This is a genomic window from Microbacterium sp. GXF0217, from assembly GCF_054798195.1.
This window is the reverse complement of record NZ_JBSJZG010000001.1, coordinates 26,708-44,066: the sequence shown is the minus strand read 5'-3', so window position 1 is coordinate 44,066 and position 17,359 is coordinate 26,708. Positions and strand designations below refer to the sequence as shown.

The following is a 17,359-nucleotide window of genomic DNA, read 5'->3' as shown; positions in this document are numbered from 1 at the left end:
TTCTCCGTAGACTTTCTTCGTGACGACGAATCAGCAGGCCGACCCTCTCATCGGGCGGCTTGTCGACGGTCGCTATCGCGTGCGGGCTCGGATCGCCCGCGGCGGCATGGCGACCGTGTACGTCGCTACCGATCTGCGGCTCGAGCGACGCGTCGCGCTCAAGGTCATGCACGCGCACCTCAGCGACGACTCGAACTTCCAGAGCCGTTTCATCCAGGAGGCCAGGTCGGCAGCGCGTCTCGCCGATCCGCACGTGGTCAACGTGTTCGATCAGGGCCAGGACGGCGAACTCGCCTACCTCGTCATGGAGTACCTGCCCGGTATCACGCTGCGCGAGCTCATGCGCGAGCAGAGACGACTGACCATCCCGCAGACGATCACGATCATGGATGCTGTGCTGTCCGGCCTCTCTGCCGCGCACCGCGGCGGAATCGTGCACCGCGACGTGAAACCGGAGAACGTCCTGCTCGCCGAGGACGGCCGGATCAAGATCGGCGACTTCGGACTGGCCCGCGCCACGACGGCGAACACCGCCACGGGTGCGCAGCTGCTGGGAACGATCGCCTACCTCGCCCCCGAACTCGTCACCCGCGGCACGGCCGACGCCCGCAGCGACATCTACGCGCTCGGCATCATGCTCTACGAGATGCTCACGGGAGAGCAGCCGTACAAGGGCGAGCAGCCGATGCAGATCGCGTTCCAGCACGCGACCGAGTCGGTGCCCCGCCCGAGCGTGCGCAACCCTTCTGTCCCCGAGCCCCTCGACGAGCTGGTGCTGTGGGCGACCGAGCGCTCCCCGCAGGAGCGTCCTGACGACGCGCAGGCGATGCTCAACCGCCTCCGCGAGATCGAGAAGCAGCTCGGCATCGCCCCTCAGGTGGCAGCCGCGACCTCTCCCCCGGCGCGCTCGCAGCTCGAATCCGGCGAGGTCACGAAGGTCCTACCGGGAACGGCCGTGATCGCGGACCCCACCGGCCCGGTAGATCAGCCCGTCGACAATGCGACGCTGCTGCGCCGCCGCACATCGCGCCGCCGTGCGCGCGGCGCGTTCCTGCTCGCCCTCGTGCTCCTGCTCGCGACCGTCGCAGGCGGCGTGGGCTGGTGGTTCGGCTCCGGGCCTGGCTCGCTCGTCGCCGTCCCCGACGTGGCCGAACAGACCTTTGCCGAGGCCCAGGCGACCCTCGCCGAGAACGACCTGATCGCGGTCGAAGCGCACGAGAACGCGATCGACGTCGATGCGGGGCTCGCGATCCGCACGCATCCGACACCGGGCGAGCGGCTGGAGAAGAACGCGGAGGTGACGGTGTACATCTCGGATGGCCCCGCCTCGCACACTCTGGAGCCGCTGAACGGGCGGACGGAGCAGGAGGCCAGGGACTACCTCGCCTCCGTGAACGTCAATGCGCAGGAAGAGACACTCGAGCTGTACTCGTCCGCCGACGCCGAGGTCGTCATCAACGCGTACGTCACGCCGCGCGCCGGAGGTGACACCTATCAGTGCGGCGATGGCTGCGAGATCCTCGAGGACGACACCGTCGAGCTCTACGTGTCTTTGGGGGCGCTTCCGGACGTCGTGGGCATGTCCGCGGACGATGCCGTCGCCGCTCTCGATGAGAAGGGGATCTCGGTCACCGAGCAGACCGAGGAGTACAGCGAGACCGTCGAGGCGGGCATCGTCCTGTCGATGGCCGAACGCGATCCCAGCGGCAACTGGCGCCCTGGGGATTCCACGTCGCTCGTGGTCTCCAAGGGGCCGCAGCTGTTCGAGGTGCCGGATGTCGTCGGCATGACCCGCGACGAGGCATCGCAGACGCTCCAGGATGCCGGGTTCGACGTCGCCGGAATCGTCTTCCCCTGGAACATCGCGCAGGACGGTCTCACCGAGGTGCAGACGCAGGACCCCGAGGCGGGTTCCATGGAGCGCTCCGGTACGACGGTGACGATCTCGATCGACGTCCGCCAGTGAGCGCGGAGCGCGCCCGCCGCGCGTTCCCTCGCTCTTCCGCCGCCTCGCGCGCACGCTACGCGAAGCGACGAAAAGGACGTCTCGCCCGCGTGGACAACGATCTGACCGCGCAGCAGTGGGGCGATCTCCGCGCCGCCTGGGGAGGATGCGCCTACTGTCAGGCGACCGGGCTCGCCCTGCAGCGCGACTGCGTTCAGCCCGTCTCGCGCGGCGGTCGCTACACCGTCGAGAACGTCGTCCCCGCGTGCGCCTCCTGCAACGCGAGCAAGCACAACAGCGAGGTCACTGGCTGGCTGCGACGCAAGAAGCTCGACGAGCGCGCGTTCCTGCTCCGGCACGCCACGATCCTCGCGGAGCTGCGCTCCGCGGAGTGAGCCAGGACTCCGGCCCGGCTCAGCGCTTCTCGAGCTCCTCGGCCACGAGGAACGCCAGCTCGAGGCTCTGCATGTGGTTCAGCCGCGGGTCGCACAGCGACTCGTAGCGCGTCGCGAGGTCGGCCTCGTCGATGTGCTCCGACCCGCCGAGGCACTCGGTGACGTCGTCACCGGTCAGCTCGACATGGATGCCGCCGGGGAACGTGCCGACCGCACGATGCGCCTCGAAGAAGCCGCGGACCTCGTCGACGACGTCGTCGAACCGACGCGTCTTGTACCCGGTCGGCGTCGTGATGCCGTTGCCGTGCATGGGGTCGGTGACCCAGAGCGGCGTGGCCCCGGCATCCTTCACGGCCTGCAGCAGCGGCGGAAGCGCGTCGCGGATCTTGCCTGCGCCCATGCGCGTGATGAACGTGAGCCGGCCGGGCTCGCGCTCCGGATCGAGCTTGTCGATCAGCGCAAGCGCTGTCTCCGGCGTCGTGGTCGGGCCGAGCTTCACTCCGATGGGGTTGCGGATCTTCGAGAAGTAGTCGATGTGCGCGCCGTCGAGCTCGCGCGTGCGCTCCCCCACCCAGAGGAAGTGTGCCGAGGTGTTGTACGGGGTGTCGGTACGCGAATCGATCCGGGTCATCGGGCGCTCGTAGTCCATGAGCAGGCCCTCGTGGCCGGTGAAGAACTCGACGCGCTTGAGCTCGTCGAAGTCCGCGCCGGCCGCCTCCATGAACTTGATGGCGCGATCGATCTCGCCCGCCATCCGCTCGTAGCGCTGGTTGGCGGGGTTCTGCGCGAAGCCCTTGTTCCAGGAGTGCACTTCGCGCAGATCGGCGAAACCTCCCTGCGTGAACGCGCGGATGAGATTCAGAGTGGATGCCGCGGTGTGGTACCCCTGCAGCAGACGACCGGGGTCGGCCGTTCGGGATGCCTCGGTGAAGTCGTACCCGTTGACGATGTCGCCCCGGTACGCGGGAAGCGTGACGTCGCCGCGGGTCTCGGAGTCGCTGGAGCGCGGCTTGGCGAACTGCCCAGCCATGCGGCCCATCTTCACGACCGGCATGGAGGCGCCGTAGGTGAGCACGACTGCCATCTGCAGCACCGTCTTGATGCGATTGCGGATCTGCTCGGCCGTCGCTCCGGCGAACGTCTCGGCGCAGTCGCCGCCCTGCAGCAGGAAGGCCTGCCCTGAGGCCGCGCGTGCCAGCCGATCACGCAGGTTGTCCACCTCGCCGGCGAAGACCAGCGGCGGAAGCGCCGCGATCTGGCGGGAGACCTCGGCCACCCGGTCGGCATCCGGCCACTGCGGCTGCTGCTTGATCGGGAGTGCTCGCCAGGCGTCGAGTGCGGCGTCATGCGGGTTCGACATGGCTCCCAGCTTACTGGGGCGCGAACACCCTGAGATGCCTCAGGAGCGCCGTGTGACGCCGGGCGGCATCCGGTCCTTGACGGTGGACGCGTACACGTCGTCGTAGTGCTGTTCGCCGAGGCGCTGCAGCGCGATCATGATCTCGTCCGTGACGGAGCGCAGGATGTAGCGATCGTTCTCCATGCCCGCATATCGGGAGAAATCCAGAGGTTCGCCGATGACGATCCCGATGCGCACGATGTTCGGCAGCCGCTGCCCGATCGGCATCGCCGTGTCGGTGTCGACCATGACCACCGGGATCACCGGGACCTTGGCCTCCAGCGCCATGCGCGCGATGCCCGTGCGTCCGCGATAGAGCGTGCCATCAGGGCTGCGCGTCCCCTCCGGATAGATGCCGAGCAGGTCGCCGCGCCCGAGGACCTGCAGGCCGGTGTTGAGCGAAGCCTCCGACGCCTTGCCGCCGGAGCGATCGATCGGGATCTGACCCGTGGCCTTCATGAAGAACCGGGTCGACCAGCCCTTGATCCCCCGCCCGGTGAAGTAGTCGCTCTTGGCGAGGAACGACATCTTCCTGTCGATCATCAGCGGCAGAAAGATGGAATCGGCGAACGAGAGATGGTTGCTGGCGAGGATCGCCGCACCCGTCGTCGGCACGTTGCGTCGGCCCACGATCCAGGGGCGGAAGATCGCCTTGACGATGGGGCCGATCGCGACATACTTCATCAGCCAGTAGAACATCGAGGTGAAGTCTAGCGCCCACCGAATCGATGCGACGCAGTACCAGAATCCCTGCGACTGAATCCCATGCCTTAGACTCGTTGCACGCCCGTGCCCGACCGGTACCGAAGGAGCTGCCGTGGTCCAGTTCGATGTTCCCGCAATCGTCCCCGCCGATCCCGATGCCAACATCGCCGACCTGCTCGTCGAGCGGGTGAAGTCGACGCCGAATCTTGCCCTGTTCTCGGTCCCGCAGGGCGACGGATGGCGCGACATCAGTGCCGCGGACTTCCAGACGGCCGTGGTCGCGCTGGCCAAGGGCTTCGCCGCCGGCGGCGTCCAGCCGGGCGACAAGGTGGGCTTCATCGCCCGCACCACGTACGAGTGGACGCTGGTCGATTTCGCGCTTTTCTACGCCGGTGCCGTCATGGTTCCGGTGTACGAGACCAGCTCCCCCGCGCAGATCCAGTGGATCCTCGAAGACTCCGGCGCCGTCGCGCTCATCGTGGAGTCGACGGATCACTTCCAGCGCTTCGACGAGGTTCGCGGCGACCTGCCGCTGATCCGCGATGTCTGGCAGCTGCATCTGGGCGCCATCGACACGCTCACGGCGCAGGGCGCATCGATCGAGGATGCGGAGATCGAGCGCCGTCGCCAGCTCGCCGTCGGCAGCGACATCGCGACCCTCATCTACACATCAGGATCGACCGGCCGCCCGAAGGGATGCGTGCTGACGCACAGCAACTTCGTCGAGCTGACGCGCAACTCGTCCACCTCGCTGGATGCTGTTCTCTCGATGCCCGGTGCCTCGACCGTGCTGTTCATCACGACGGCGCACGTGTTCGCCCGATTCATCTCGATCCTCAACATCCACGCCGGTGTGCGCACCGGTCACCAGCCGGACACGAAGCAGCTGCTGCCGGCGCTGGGCTCCTTCAAACCGACCTTCCTGCTCGCCGTTCCCCGTGTGTTCGAGAAGGTCTACAACTCCGCCGAGCAGAAGGCCGAGGCCGGCGGCAAGGGGAAGATCTTCCACGCCGCAGCGGCAGCCGCGATCGAGCACTCCCGGCTCGTGGAGGAGGGGCGCAAGATCCCACTCGGCCTGAAGATCAAGTTCGCCCTGTTCGACAAGCTCGTCTACTCGAAGCTGCGCGCGGCCATGGGCGGCAACATCGCCTACGCGATCTCCGGCTCCGCGCCCCTCGGCGCGCGCCTCGGACACTTCTTCCACAGCCTCGGCGTCGTGATCCTCGAGGGCTACGGTCTGACCGAGACGACCGCGCCCGCGACCGTCAACCAGGCCGACAAGTCTAAGATCGGCACAGTCGGTCCTGCACTGCCGGGAGTCAGCGTGCGCCTCGCCGAGGACGGCGAGATCGAGGTCAAGGGCGTCAACGTCTTCAAGGAGTACTGGAACAACCCGGAGGCCACCGCCGCCGCGTTCCACGACGGCTGGTTCCGCACCGGCGACATCGGCTCGTTCGACAGCGACGGGTTCCTCACGATCACCGGCCGCAAGAAGGAGATCATCGTCACCGCCGGCGGCAAGAACGTCGCCCCGGCCGCCCTGGAGGACCCGATCCGCGCCAACCCGGTCGTGGGACAGGTCGTCGTGGTCGGCGACCAGAAGCCGTTCATCTCGGCCCTCATCACCCTCGACCCGGAGATGCTGCCCACCTGGCTCGCCAACAACGGCCTGAGCGGATCCATGTCGCTCGCCGAAGCATCCAAGAACGACGCAGTGCGCGCCGAGGTCCAGCGTGCGGTCGACGTGGCGAACGCCAGCGTCTCGCGTGCCGAGTCCATCCGCAAGTTCACGATCCTCGAGTCCGAATGGACCGAGGCATCCGGGCATCTGACGCCCAAGATGTCGATCAAGCGGAACGTGATCATGTCCGACTTCGCCGACGAGATCACGGCGATCTACGACGAGCCGGTGCAGACCACGAACGTCGCCATCGGCGGCTGAGGGCGTGCCCGCTCGCCGAGCGGGCCCCCTCAGAACCAGTCGCTCTCGCGGACCTCGCGCATCGCGATCTTGCGGGTTTCGGGAGCGAGCCTGGACAGGTACACCATGCCGTCGAGATGGTCGGTCTCGTGCTGCAGCGCCTGGGCGAGCAGCCCATCGCCCTCGAGCACGACCGGGTTGCCATCGAGATCGGTGCCCTCGACGCGCGCCCACGGATGCCGCAGCGCATCATGCCAGAGGCCGGGAACGGACAGGCAGCCCTCCCCCGTCGGCACGGGTTCGCCGCGCACCTCGACGAGCACGGGGTTGAGCACGTAGCCGATGTCGCCGTCGATGTTGTAGCTGAACGCGCGAAGCGCGACGCCGATCTGGTTCGCTGCGACGCCGGCCCTGCCCGGCAGCTCGACGGTGTCGACGAGGTCGGCCACCAGCGCGCGGATGCCGTCGTCGACGGCCTCGATCGGAGCGCTCACCGTGCGCAGCACGGGGTCGCCGAACAGACGGATCTCGCGGACGGACATCAGGCGGCGCTCGCCCGCAGATCCTCGACGACGAGGGCGGCGAGCTCTCTGGCCGCCTGTCGCGTCTCGCGCTGCAGCGACGTGTACACGATGGGTCCGCCGCCGGCGATCTGAGGGTCGTACGGCATCCGAACCACGTGACGAGCGCGCGTGCCGAAGTGCGATTCGAGCTCGTTCAGCCGGACCAGCGGGCTGCCGGGGGTGGACTGGTTGAGCACGACGATCGCGTCGCGCGCCTGCGCGGCGTAGCCGTTCGTCTCGAGCCAGGTGAGTGTCTCGGAGGCGAGACGCGCCTCATCGACGCTCAGACCGGACACGATCACGAGCTGGTCGGCGAGTTCGAGAGTCGCCCCCATGACGGAGTGCACGATGCCCGTTCCCGTGTCGGTGAGCACCAGCGAGTAGTAGTGCGCGGCGACGTCGGCGACATCGCGGTAGTCGGCATCGCCGAACGCGTCCGCGATGCGCGGATCGGCGTCGGACGCCAGTACATCGAGGCGTGTGGTGTCACGGGCGACGATCGCCGAGATGTCGTGGTAGCCGCGTACCTCGTCGTGGATGCGCACCAGATCGCGCACGGACTTGGTGTGCGAACGCACGATGCGCTCGGCGAGAGTGCCCCGATCCGGGTTCGCGTCCACGGCGATCACGCGGTCGTCCCTGGCATCGGCGAGAGCCATGCCGAGCAGCGCGGTGATCGTGGTCTTGCCGACGCCGCCCTTGCGCGAGAGCACGGGCACGAAGCGCGCGCCCCCGCTCAGGGGTGCCGCGATCCTCGAGGACAGCGCCTTGCGGGCCTTGGCCTTCTTGCCGTCGCCGATGTTGATGCGTCGACCGGAGACGGTGTACAGGAAGTGGCTCCAGGCGCCCTCAGGCTCGGGCTTGCTGACCTGATGCGGGTCGAGCAGCCGGTCGGCGGTGAGCAGATCGGCCGACTCGCGTGACGCCTGTCCGAGCTGGTCCCCCAGCCGCTTCGAGGTCAGTTCGACCTCGGCCTTCGCCGGAGCCGCAGCGGTGCGCGGCGCGAGCGATGTCTCGGCGGGGGCCTCTCGGGAATCCTTCTCGGTGCTCACGGTCTCGTCCTGTTCCTCGATGGGATCGGATGCGTCACCCGCTGCCGCACGCTCGACCGTGGCGACCCAGGCGGACGTGGAACGCGCGACGGGTGCCGGCGCCGGCGTCGGCGGGGCGGGGTCCTCGGGCGCGACGGGCGCCGGCGCGGGCTGCGCGGACTGCTCGTGCGAGTCGTCCGCCGGTGTCGGCGCCGCCGCGACGGGTGCCGAGTCGGGCTCGATCCGGGGAGCAGCGGGGGCGCTCTTGGCCTTGGCGGTCTTCACCGGCTTCGGCTTCTTGACGGGCTTCGCCGGCACTGCAGGCAAGACCTGCTCCGGCTCCGGCTCCAGCGCGGGGGCTTCTGCGGGTGCTGCGTCCGCAGTCTCCGCGTCGGCCTCCGCCTGAGCCTCTGTCTCCTGGGCGTCGTCGACGTCCTCGGCCGACAGCTCGGCATCCTGCTCGACGAGGACGTCATCCGGGACGGCGGCCGACTCGGCCTCGTGTGCGGCGACCTGGCCCGCCAGCTCGTCTTCGTCGAGCACGACCTCTGCGGTCACGGCATCCTCGTCATCGGCAGCCACGACCGGCGGCAACTCATCGGCCGGGATCTCGATGACGATGTCGATGCCGCCGTCCAAGATGCGTCCGACCGTGTCGGCAGCGGACGCGGGCTCCAGCTCGGGAGCGGGATCGATGATCAGCTCGGAAGCGACCTCGCCGTCGACGACCGCGTCGTCATCGAGAAGGTCGTCGTCGTCGCCCCTCGGGATCGTCAGACTCACCTGTGCGGTGCTGCCACCGAGGATGCCGATACCGGCCGTGTCCAGTGACGCGGCGTCGTCCAGCACCCCGAGCGAATCATCGTCGTCGGGTCGGTCGGTGTTCTTCGCGGTCATGTCTCACTCCCCAGACGTGCAGCATGCACGCCCGGTCAAGGTTACTGGGACGGGCGGATGACGACCAAAAGGTCGCCGGCATCCACCTGCGCGGTCTGGGCGATCGCGAGGCGGTCCACCACCCCGTCGACGGGAGCGGTGATCGCCGCCTCCATCTTCATCGCCTCGATCGAAGCGACCGGTTCACCGGCCCTGACGGTCGCGCCCTGTTCGGTCTTCAGCGTCACGACACCCGAGAACGGAGCCGCCACCTGACCGGGCTTGGACGTATCGGCCTTCTCGACCTCGTGGATCTCGACCGTGATCGACCGATCCCTCACGAACACCGGCCGCAGCTGCCCGTTCAGGGTGGTCATGACGGTCCGCATGCCCCGCTCGTCCGCATCGCCGATCGCTTCGAGGCCCACGTACAGCTGCACGCCCCGATCGATCTCGACGAGGTGCTCCTGCCCCTGCACGAGACCGAACAGGTAGTCGCTGGTGTCCAGCACGGAGACGTCGCCGAACAGTTCGCGCTTCTGGGTGAACTCGCGCGTCGGCGCCGGGAAGAGCAGCTGGTTCAGACGTGCGCGCCGCTGCGCGCGGGAGCCCGCGAGCTCCTGCTCGTCCTCCGGAGTGATCTCGGCGACGGCAGGGCGGACGGTGCGTCCGGCGAGGACCTTGGACCGGAACGGCTCCGGCCAGCCGCCGGGCAGGTCGCCCAGCTCGCCGGCCATGAATCCGACGACCGAGTCCGGAACGTCGTACTTCTCCGGGTGAGCTTCGAAATCGGCAGGGTCGGCCTTCACGGCGGCGAGGTGCAGCGCCAGGTCGCCGACCACCTTCGACGACGGCGTGACCTTCGGCACACGTCCGAGGATGCGGTCGGCGGCGGCGTACATGTCCTCGATGAGTTCGAAGTCATCGGCGAGCCCCAGCGCCTTGGCCTGCTGGCGCAGGTTGGACAGCTGTCCGCCGGGGATCTCGTGGTGGTACACGCGTCCCGTCGGGCCCGGGAGCCCGGACTCGAACGGCGCGTACGTCCGACGGACCGCCTCCCAGTAGGGCTCGAGGTCACTGACGCCGGCGAGATCGATGCCGCTGTCGCGCTCGGTGTGCACGAGCGCGGCCACGAGCGACGACAGCGACGGCTGGCTCGTCGTCCCGGACAGGGGTGCGGATGCCGCATCCACCGCATCCACTCCGGCGGCGCTGGCCGCGAGCAGCGTCGCCAGCTGGCCGCCAGGGGTGTCGTGCGTGTGGAGGTGGACCGGGAGATCGAAGCGCTCACGCAGCGCCGAGACGAGGGTCGCCGCTGCGGCCGGCCGCAGCAGTCCGGCCATGTCCTTGATCGCGAGGATGTGGGCACCGGATTCGACGATCTGCTCGGCGAGGCGCAGGTAGTAGTCGAGCGTGTACAGGTCCTCGGCCGGGTTCAGCAGATCACCGGTGTAGCAGAGCGCGACTTCCGCGACCGTCGTGCCCGTCGCGCGCACGGCGTCGATCGCCGGGCGCATCTGCGCGACGTCGTTGAGCGCATCGAAGATGCGGAAGACGTCGACGCCGCTGGTCGCGGCCTCCTGCACGAAGGCATCCGTGACCGGGGTCGGGTACGGGGTGTAGCCGACAGTGTTGCGCCCGCGCAACAGCATCTGGATCGCGACGTTGGGCAGGGCCTCCCTCAGCTTGTCCAGTCGCTCCCACGGGTCCTCGCCGAGGAAGCGCAGCGCGACGTCGTAGGTCGCTCCACCCCACGCCTCCACCGACAGCAGGCCAGGAGTGAGACGCGCCAGGTAGGGTGCTGCGGCGACGAGATCGCGCGTGCGGACGCGCGTCGCGAGCAGCGACTGATGGGCATCCCGGAACGTCGTGTCGGTGATCGCGAGCGCCTTCTGCTGACGCAGCGCGGCGGCGAAGGCATCCGGACCGAGCTCGAGCAGGCGCTGCCGCGAGCCGGCGACGGGCGTCGTGGAGAGATCCAGCGTCGGAAGCTTGGTCCGCGGGTCCGCCGTGCCGGGGTGCGACCCGTGGGGCTTGTTGACGGTGACGTCGACGAGCCAGTTGAGGATCTTGGTGCCGCGGTCCTTCGAGACGCGTCCCTTGAGCAGCTCGGGGCGCTCGTCGATGAAGGAGGTGCTCACGTCGCCCGCGATGAACGCCTCGTCCTCGAGCAGCGCCTGCAGGAACGGGATATTGGTCGACACTCCGCGGATGCGGAACTCGGCCAACGCGCGGCGCGCACGGGCGACGGCGGCCGGGAAGTCCCGCCCGCGGCAGGTGAGCTTGGACAGCATCGAATCGAAATGCGGGCTGATCTGCGCACCCTGGTGCACCGTGCCGCCGTCCAGGCGGATGCCGGCGCCTCCGGGCGAGCGGTACGTCGTGATCTTGCCGGTGTCAGGGCGGAAGCCCTGCGTGGGGTCCTCGGTCGTGATGCGGCACTGCAGTGCGGCACCGCGCAGCTGGATGCGGTCCTGCACGAGCCCCAGTTGCGCCAGCGTCTGACCGGACGCGATCCGCATCTGCGTCTGCACGAGGTCGACATCCGTGACCTCCTCGGTCACGGTGTGCTCGACCTGGATGCGCGGGTTCATCTCGATGAAGACGACCTCTCCGGTACGCTCTCCCGCCGTCTCCAGCAGGAATTCCACCGTCCCGGCGTTCTCGTAGCCGATCGACCGGGCGAATGCCGTCGCATAGGCGTGCAGGTCCCGCCGGATCGCCTCGTCCAGATTCGGAGCCGGAGCGATCTCGACGACCTTCTGGTGACGACGCTGCACCGAGCAGTCGCGCTCGAACAGGTGCACGGTCTCCCCGGTCTTGTCGGCGAGCACCTGGACCTCGATGTGACGCGGACGCACGACCGCCTGCTCGAGGAACATGCGTGCGTCGCCGAACGCGCTGGCGGCCTCTCTCATCGCCTCCGCGAGAGCGGGCGCCAGTTCTGCCTTGGTCTCGACGCGGCGCATTCCGCGTCCGCCACCGCCGGCGACGGCCTTGGCGAAAAGCGGAAAGCCGATCCCGTCGGCCTGCGCGAGGAGCGCGTCGACGTCGTCGGATGCCTCGGTGGACCGCAGCACCGGAACGCCTGCCTCGACGGCGTGACGCTTGGCCTCGACCTTGTTGCCTGCCATCTCGAGGACCGCAGCCGGCGGCCCGATGAAGACGATGCCGTTCGCCGCCGCCTTCTCTGCCAGCTCGGGGTTCTCGGAGAGGAATCCGTAGCCGGGGTAGATCGCATCGGCGCCGGACTCGCGCGCCACACGGATGATCTCGTCCACGTCGAGGTAGGCGCGGACCGGATGGCCCCGTTCTCCGATCTCGTACGCCTCATCGGCTTTGAGCCGATGCACGGAACCGCGATCCTCGTGCGGGAAGACGGCGACCGTCCTCGCCCCCACTTCGAACGCCGCACGGAAGGCACGGATCGCGATCTCGCCGCGATTGGCCACAAGGATCTTCTGGAACATGCACACCTCTGAGGGCTCGATGCACGCGCGGATCCGCGTGCAAGGGCGGGGCTGAGTGTCCCCCCAGACTAGGGCAAGGTAACGTGGAGTCCGTGCACGTACTCAGCGTCAGCTCTCTCAAGGGAGGCGTCGGCAAGACGACCGTGACCCTCGGCTTGGCCTCAGCGGCCTTCGCCCGTGGTGTCCGGACCCTCGTCGTCGACCTCGACCCGCAATCCGATGTCTCCACGGGGATGGACATCCAGGTGGCCGGACGGCTCAACGTCGCCGATGTCCTGGCGAACCCGAAGGAGAAGGTCGTCCGTCAGGCGATCACCTCCAGCGGCTGGGCGAAGGTGCACCCCGGGACCATCGATGTGCTCATCGGCAGCCCATCCGCCATCAACTTCGACGGTCCGCACCCCAGCGTGCGCGATGTGTGGAAGCTCGAAGAGGCGCTGGCCGCTGTCGAGGCGGACTACGACCTCGTTCTCATCGACTGCGCGCCGTCGCTGAACGCCCTCACCCGCACGGCGTGGGCCGCGAGCGACCGGGTCATGGTCGTCACCGAGCCCGGCCTGTTCTCCGTCGCAGCCGCTGACCGCGCGCTTCGCGCGATCGAGGAGATCCGACGCGGACTCTCCCCCCGTCTGCAGCCGCTCGGCATCGTCGTGAACCGCGTGCGCCCGCAGTCGATCGAGCACCAGTTCCGCATCAAGGAGCTGCGCGACATGTTCGGTCCGCTCGTCCTTTCCCCTCAGCTGCCAGAGCGCACGTCGCTCCAGCAGGCTCAGGGTGCCGCCAAGCCGCTGCACATCTGGCCGGGCGACTCCGCACAGGAGCTGGCCGCCGACTTCGATCTGCTGTTGGATCGCATCGTCCGCACCGGTCGCATCGCCGTCGCAGAGACGGGCCCGAAGGCCTGACGCCGAGACCTCCTCGCAACTGCGAAACCCCGTCGTATCAGCGCAGATACGACGGGGTTTCGCAGTTCACGAAAGGTCTCGCGGTACGAAGTCCGTGCTCTAGGCGGAGCGCTTCGCGCGTCGCGTGGCGAGCTCGTCCACGGGGTCCGGCGCAGTCGGGTCGAACTCGACCAGCGTCGACTCGACCTCGCGGAGGACCTTGCCGACCGCGATGCCGAACACGCCTTGACCGCGGCTGACCAGGTCGATGACCTCGTCGTTCGACGTGCACAGGTACACCGACGCGCCGTCGCTCATCAGCGTGGTTCCGGCGAGATCCCGGATGCCGGCGGCGCGCAGCTGGTCGACGGCCGTGCGGATCTGCTGCAGCGAGATGCCCGTGTCCAGCAGGCGCTTGACGAGCTTGAGCACCAGGATGTCGCGGAAGCCGTAGAGGCGCTGGGAGCCGGAACCATTGGCGCCGCGGACCGTCGGAACGACGAGTTCGGTGCGGGCCCAGTAGTCGAGCTGACGGTACGTGATGCCGGCGGCGCGAGCGGCGACCGCGCCGCGGTAACCCACCTCGTCGTCCATCGCCGGCAGACCGTCCGTGAAGAGGAGTTCGGTCACGAACCGCGGGTCGCCGGTCAGCTCATCCGCATTCATTTGAATTCCTCCCTGGAGCGCTTACCTCCACGCTAGAGCAGTGCTCGGTACCCGGCAATGACATCCCTGCCGTGCCGAAGGTGTGTCGCAATCAGTTCGTTACGTAAGGATGCGGGAGAGCGCGTCCTTCATGAAAAGAGCGCGCACCTCATCGATCTGCGAGGCCAGTTCCGGCCCCAGTTCGTTCGCCTTGCCGCGCGAGGTGGCATCCGTCCGACGCAGCAGTGCGGACATCGCCGACTCGATGAGCGCGACGTCGCGCTCGGCGCTCTGGCGCACCGAGCGCAGATGCCTCGGCTCGATGCCGTGGCGGTCGAGTGCGACCAGACCGCGCATCAGAGTGACCACGTGCTCGGAGTAGGACTCGCCCGCGGCGATGATGCCGGTGCTGATCGCGTCGTTGAGCAGCTGCGGGGCAGCGCCGGCCGCAGACAGCAGTTCATCGCGCCGGTAACGACGCACGGTGGGGGCGATCGACGGCGGCGGGTTCAGCGCTCCGGACAGATCGCCGTTCGCCTCGGCCACGTCGAGCTGCTCGCGGATGACGTTGAGCGGCAGGTAGTGGTCGCGCTGAAGGGTCAGCGCGAGCCGCAGCCGTTCCACGTCACCCGTGGAGAACTTGCGGTAACCGGAGTCGGTGCGCGCTGGCGTGACGATGCCGCGCACCTCGAGGAAGCGCAGCTTGCTGGCCGACACATCGGGGAACTCGGGGGTGAGTCTCGCCAGCACCTGACCGATGCTCAGAAGACCCGGAGACGCGGTGCGTTCCCGGGTGGGGCTGGCAGACGCCATCAGTCGTTCGCCGCCGCGAGGTCGACCGGAGAAGCGAAGAAGTTGAGGCGGAATTTGCCCACGCGCACCTCATAGCCATTGGCGAGGGTGCTGCGATCGGCACGCTCGCCGTTCACGTACGTGCCGTTGAGGGAGCGCTGATCGATGATCTCGAACGTCGTGCCGTTGCGGGTGATCTCGGCGTGCCGACGCGACACGGTGACGTCGTCGAAGAAGATGTCGGCCTCAGGGTGACGGCCGACGGTCGTGACATCGGTGTCGAGCAGGTAGCGGGCACCCGCCAGCGCGCCGGAGCGGACGAGCAGCAGCGCCGATCCTGACGGCAGCGCCGCGATCGCGGTCTGCTCCGCCTCGCTCAGCTCCACGCCGAAAGGCACGAAGGAGAGGTCGGAATCATGTCCGAACGTCTGCGTCACATCGTGCTTCTGCTCACCATCGCGATGGATCGCTGCGTTTCCGATGTGTCGGCTCTCGCTGTCTGTCACGGTGCCCTCCCTAGACGTCCCAGCCTAACTGATCGGATGGGGGCCGCGGGAGGGCGAATCCGCTCCCAGCGGCGGCCCGTAGGGTGGAGACGTGCCCACTGCTGCTCTGAGACGCCCCGCCCTGCCCGCTGCGATCGCCGCAGGGCTGCTCGCAGCTCTGCTCGTTCTGCTCCCCTCGACCCGTGCCGCCGCGCACGACGATCTGGTCTCGTCGGATCCGGCCGCCGGATCCACCGTGCAGATGCTGCCTGCCGAGATGACGCTGACGTTCAGCGCCGCCCTCATCGACTCCGAAGGCGGAACGGCTGTCGTCGTGACGGATGCCGCGGGCAACGACCTCGCGGATGGAGCGCCCATGATCGACGGCGCTGTGCTGATCCAGCCGCTGAAGGCGGACGCCGCGACGGCCGGCGAGTACACCGTGATCTGGCAGGTCGTCTCCAGCGACGGCCACCCCACAGACGGCGAGTTCGCCTTCACCGTGGCCGAAGCCGCACCACCCGCGACGGCGGAGCCGACCGCGACGAGCGAGCCGACGCCATCCGCATCCGCATCCGCATCCGAGACGGTGACGCCCACCGAGGAGACAACCGCGGAAGCCACCGCGACCCCGGCCCCTGACGCAGACGACTCCTCATCGACATCCGCCTGGATCTGGGCCCTCTCGATCGCCGGCATCCTCGCGGTCGTCATCGCCGTGGTCTGGTTCTGGCTCCGCGGACGGCGGACCGCGACCGGCACCGGTTCGGACACCCCCGCAGAGGGATAGGCTGGAGCCATGCCACATTACGATGTCGTCATCCTCGGCGCGGGCCCTGGCGGATACGTCGCCGCCGTCCGCAGCGCTCAACTCGGAAAATCCACCGCGATCATCGAAGAGAAGTACTGGGGCGGTGTATGCCTCAACGTCGGCTGCATCCCCTCCAAGTCGCTGCTCAAGAACGCGGAGATCGCCCACACCTTCACCCACAAGGCCGAGTTCTTCGGCATCTCGGGTGACGTGCACTTCGACTTCGGCGCGGCGTTCGACCGCAGCCGCAAGGTGGCGGAGACCCATGTCAAGGGCATCCACTTCCTGATGAAGAAGAACAAGGTGACCGAGTACGACGGCCGAGGCACCTTCACCGGCCCGAAGGCGATCTCGGTCGCGAAGTCCGACGGCACGACCGAAGAGGTCACGTTCGACAACGCGATCATCGCCACTGGTTCCACCGTGCGACTGCTCCCCGGTGTGCAGCTCAGCGAGAACGTCGTCACCTACGAGGAGCAGATCCTCTCGCGCGAACTGCCCGAGTCGATCGTGATCGTCGGCGCCGGTGCCATCGGCATGGAGTTCGCCTACGTCCTGTCGAACTACGGCGTCAAGGTGACCATCGTCGAGTTCCTCGACCGTGCGCTGCCCAACGAGGACGTCGAGGTCTCCAAGGAGATCACCAAGCAGTACAAGAAGTACGGCATCGACATCCTCACCTCCACCAAGGTGGAGACGATCGTCGACAACGGCTCCTCGGTCACGGTGACCTACACGGGCCAGGACGGCCAGCAGACCTCGATCGACACCGGCAAGGTGCTCATGTCGGTCGGATTCGCGGCGAACGTGAACGGCTACGGCCTGGAGAACACGGGTGTCGCGCTGACCGAGCGCGGTGCGATCGACATTGACGACCGCATGCGCACCAACGTCGAGGGCATCTACGCGATCGGCGACGTCACCGCCAAGCTCCAGCTCGCCCACGTCGCCGAGGCTCAGGCCGTCGTCGCCGCAGAGACCATCGCCGGCGCCGAGACCCAGACGCTGGGCGACTACCGCATGATGCCCCGCGCGACGTTCTGCCAGCCGCAGGTCGCCAGCTTCGGTCTCACCGAGGAGCAGGCGCGTGCCGAGGGACGTGAGATCAAGGTCGCGAAGTTCCCGTTCAGCGCGAACGGCAAGGCGAACGGCCTTGGCGAGCCGATCGGCTTCGTCAAGCTCATCGCGGATGCCGAGCACCTCGAGCTCATCGGCGGCCACCTGATCGGCCCCGACGTCTCCGAGCTGCTCCCCGAGCTGACGCTCGCACAGAAGTGGGACCTCACCGCACTCGAGGCCGCACGCAACGTGCACACGCACCCGACGCTGTCGGAGGCGCTGCAGGAGGCGTTCCACGGTCTCTCCGGACACATGATCAACCTCTGATCGACGTCCTCTCGACGGCCCGGCCCCTGGCGGGGGCCGGGCCGTCGTCGT

General features: G+C 68.2%; 14 protein-coding genes. 6 read left to right on the top strand and 8 right to left on the bottom strand.

The genetic code is table 11. The annotated features are described in order from the left end of the window. Positions 1-19: 19 nt before the first annotated feature. Together pknB and ACWAT3_RS00210 are read left to right on the top strand one after the other, a co-directional pair. Positions 20-1,966, top strand: a complete 1,947-nt coding sequence (gene pknB / locus ACWAT3_RS00215; RefSeq protein WP_460794868.1) for a Stk1 family PASTA domain-containing Ser/Thr kinase — start codon at positions 20-22, stop codon at positions 1,964-1,966. Between the two features lie 89 nt (positions 1,967-2,055). Continuing rightward, on the top strand, positions 2,056-2,340 hold the full coding sequence (locus ACWAT3_RS00210; protein ID WP_460794866.1) for an HNH endonuclease: 285 nt from the start codon (positions 2,056-2,058) through the stop codon (positions 2,338-2,340). A 19-nt stretch (positions 2,341-2,359) separates the two neighbouring features. Here ACWAT3_RS00210 and ACWAT3_RS00205 read toward each other — a convergent pair whose 3' ends face one another. Continuing rightward, complete coding sequence (locus ACWAT3_RS00205) at positions 2,360-3,700, bottom strand: class II 3-deoxy-7-phosphoheptulonate synthase (protein WP_460794864.1); 1,341 nt, start codon at positions 3,698-3,700, stop codon at positions 2,360-2,362. Positions 3,701-3,739: 39 nt separating this feature from the next. Beyond that, positions 3,740-4,438 carry a lysophospholipid acyltransferase family protein gene (locus ACWAT3_RS00200; RefSeq protein WP_460794862.1) on the bottom strand — a complete coding sequence of 233 codons (699 nt, stop codon included), beginning with the start codon at positions 4,436-4,438 and terminating at the stop codon, positions 3,740-3,742. A 118-nt stretch (positions 4,439-4,556) separates the two neighbouring features. Between ACWAT3_RS00200 and ACWAT3_RS00195 the strand changes: the two genes are divergently transcribed. Then, positions 4,557-6,386 carry an AMP-dependent synthetase/ligase gene (locus ACWAT3_RS00195; RefSeq protein ID WP_460794860.1) on the top strand — a complete coding sequence of 610 codons (1,830 nt, stop codon included), beginning with the start codon at positions 4,557-4,559 and terminating at the stop codon, positions 6,384-6,386. A 29-nt stretch (positions 6,387-6,415) separates the two neighbouring features. Here the strand turns inward: ACWAT3_RS00195 and def are convergent, their stop codons facing one another. Genes def through ACWAT3_RS00180 form a run of 3 tightly spaced genes read right to left on the bottom strand, consistent with a single transcriptional unit; the run spans position 6,416 to position 12,305 of the window. Further along, positions 6,416-6,907, bottom strand: a complete 492-nt coding sequence (def, locus tag ACWAT3_RS00190) for a peptide deformylase (RefSeq protein ID WP_460794858.1) — start codon at positions 6,905-6,907, stop codon at positions 6,416-6,418. Continuing rightward, positions 6,907-8,856, bottom strand: coding sequence for a nucleotide-binding protein (locus ACWAT3_RS00185; protein ID WP_460794856.1), 1,950 nt, complete (start codon positions 8,854-8,856; stop codon positions 6,907-6,909). Before ACWAT3_RS00185 ends, def begins: the two co-directional genes overlap by 1 nt. Before the next feature lie 41 nt (positions 8,857-8,897). Then, positions 8,898-12,305 carry a pyruvate carboxylase gene (locus ACWAT3_RS00180; protein WP_460794854.1) on the bottom strand — a complete coding sequence of 1,136 codons (3,408 nt, stop codon included), beginning with the start codon at positions 12,303-12,305 and terminating at the stop codon, positions 8,898-8,900. 92 nt (positions 12,306-12,397) lie between these two features. Between ACWAT3_RS00180 and ACWAT3_RS00175 the strand changes: the two genes are divergently transcribed. Then, positions 12,398-13,210, top strand: coding sequence for a ParA family protein (locus ACWAT3_RS00175; RefSeq protein WP_460794852.1), 813 nt, complete (start codon positions 12,398-12,400; stop codon positions 13,208-13,210). Positions 13,211-13,309: 99 nt separating this feature from the next. Here the strand turns inward: ACWAT3_RS00175 and ACWAT3_RS00170 are convergent, their stop codons facing one another. The 3 genes from ACWAT3_RS00170 to ACWAT3_RS00160 all read right to left on the bottom strand — a co-directional run bounded on the left by ACWAT3_RS00170 (position 13,310) and on the right by ACWAT3_RS00160 (position 15,132). Continuing rightward, positions 13,310-13,855: a MerR family transcriptional regulator gene (locus ACWAT3_RS00170; protein WP_318841100.1), complete on the bottom strand. Its 546-nt coding sequence runs from the start codon at positions 13,853-13,855 to the stop codon at positions 13,310-13,312. 99 nt (positions 13,856-13,954) lie between these two features. After that, complete coding sequence (gene ftsR, locus ACWAT3_RS00165) at positions 13,955-14,647, bottom strand: transcriptional regulator FtsR (RefSeq protein ID WP_460794850.1); 693 nt, start codon at positions 14,645-14,647, stop codon at positions 13,955-13,957. Next, positions 14,647-15,132, bottom strand: a complete 486-nt coding sequence (locus ACWAT3_RS00160) for an FHA domain-containing protein (protein WP_460794848.1) — start codon at positions 15,130-15,132, stop codon at positions 14,647-14,649. Before ACWAT3_RS00160 ends, ftsR begins: the two co-directional genes overlap by 1 nt. A 91-nt stretch (positions 15,133-15,223) precedes the next feature. Between ACWAT3_RS00160 and ACWAT3_RS00155 the strand changes: the two genes are divergently transcribed. Then, the gene (locus ACWAT3_RS00155) at positions 15,224-15,901 is read left to right on the top strand and encodes a copper resistance CopC family protein (protein ID WP_460794846.1); all 678 of its coding nucleotides are present in this window, start codon (positions 15,224-15,226) and stop codon (positions 15,899-15,901) included. 9 nt (positions 15,902-15,910) lie between these two features. After that, a complete protein-coding gene (gene lpdA, locus ACWAT3_RS00150) occupies positions 15,911-17,308 on the top strand; it encodes a dihydrolipoyl dehydrogenase (RefSeq protein ID WP_460794844.1) in 1,398 nt (465 codons plus the stop codon). Positions 17,309-17,359: the final 51 nt, after the last annotated feature.

Bases quoted from the DNA above. Each gene is read 5' to 3' on its own strand.
- ACWAT3_RS00205 (WP_460794864.1), bottom strand. From the start codon at position 3,700: ATGTCGAACCCGCATGACGCCGCACTCGACGCCTGGCGAGCACTCCCG.
- ACWAT3_RS00200 (WP_460794862.1), bottom strand. From the start codon at position 4,438: ATGTTCTACTGGCTGATGAAGTATGTCGCGATCGGCCCCATCGTCAAG.
- def (WP_460794858.1), bottom strand. From the start codon at position 6,907: ATGTCCGTCCGCGAGATCCGTCTGTTCGGCGACCCCGTGCTGCGCACG.
- ACWAT3_RS00185 (WP_460794856.1), bottom strand. From the start codon at position 8,856: ATGACCGCGAAGAACACCGACCGACCCGACGACGATGATTCGCTCGGG.
- ACWAT3_RS00180 (WP_460794854.1), bottom strand. From the start codon at position 12,305: ATGTTCCAGAAGATCCTTGTGGCCAATCGCGGCGAGATCGCGATCCGT.
- ACWAT3_RS00170 (WP_318841100.1), bottom strand. From the start codon at position 13,855: ATGAATGCGGATGAGCTGACCGGCGACCCGCGGTTCGTGACCGAACTC.
- ftsR (WP_460794850.1), bottom strand. From the start codon at position 14,647: ATGGCGTCTGCCAGCCCCACCCGGGAACGCACCGCGTCTCCGGGTCTT.
- lpdA (WP_460794844.1), top strand. From the start codon at position 15,911: ATGCCACATTACGATGTCGTCATCCTCGGCGCGGGCCCTGGCGGATAC.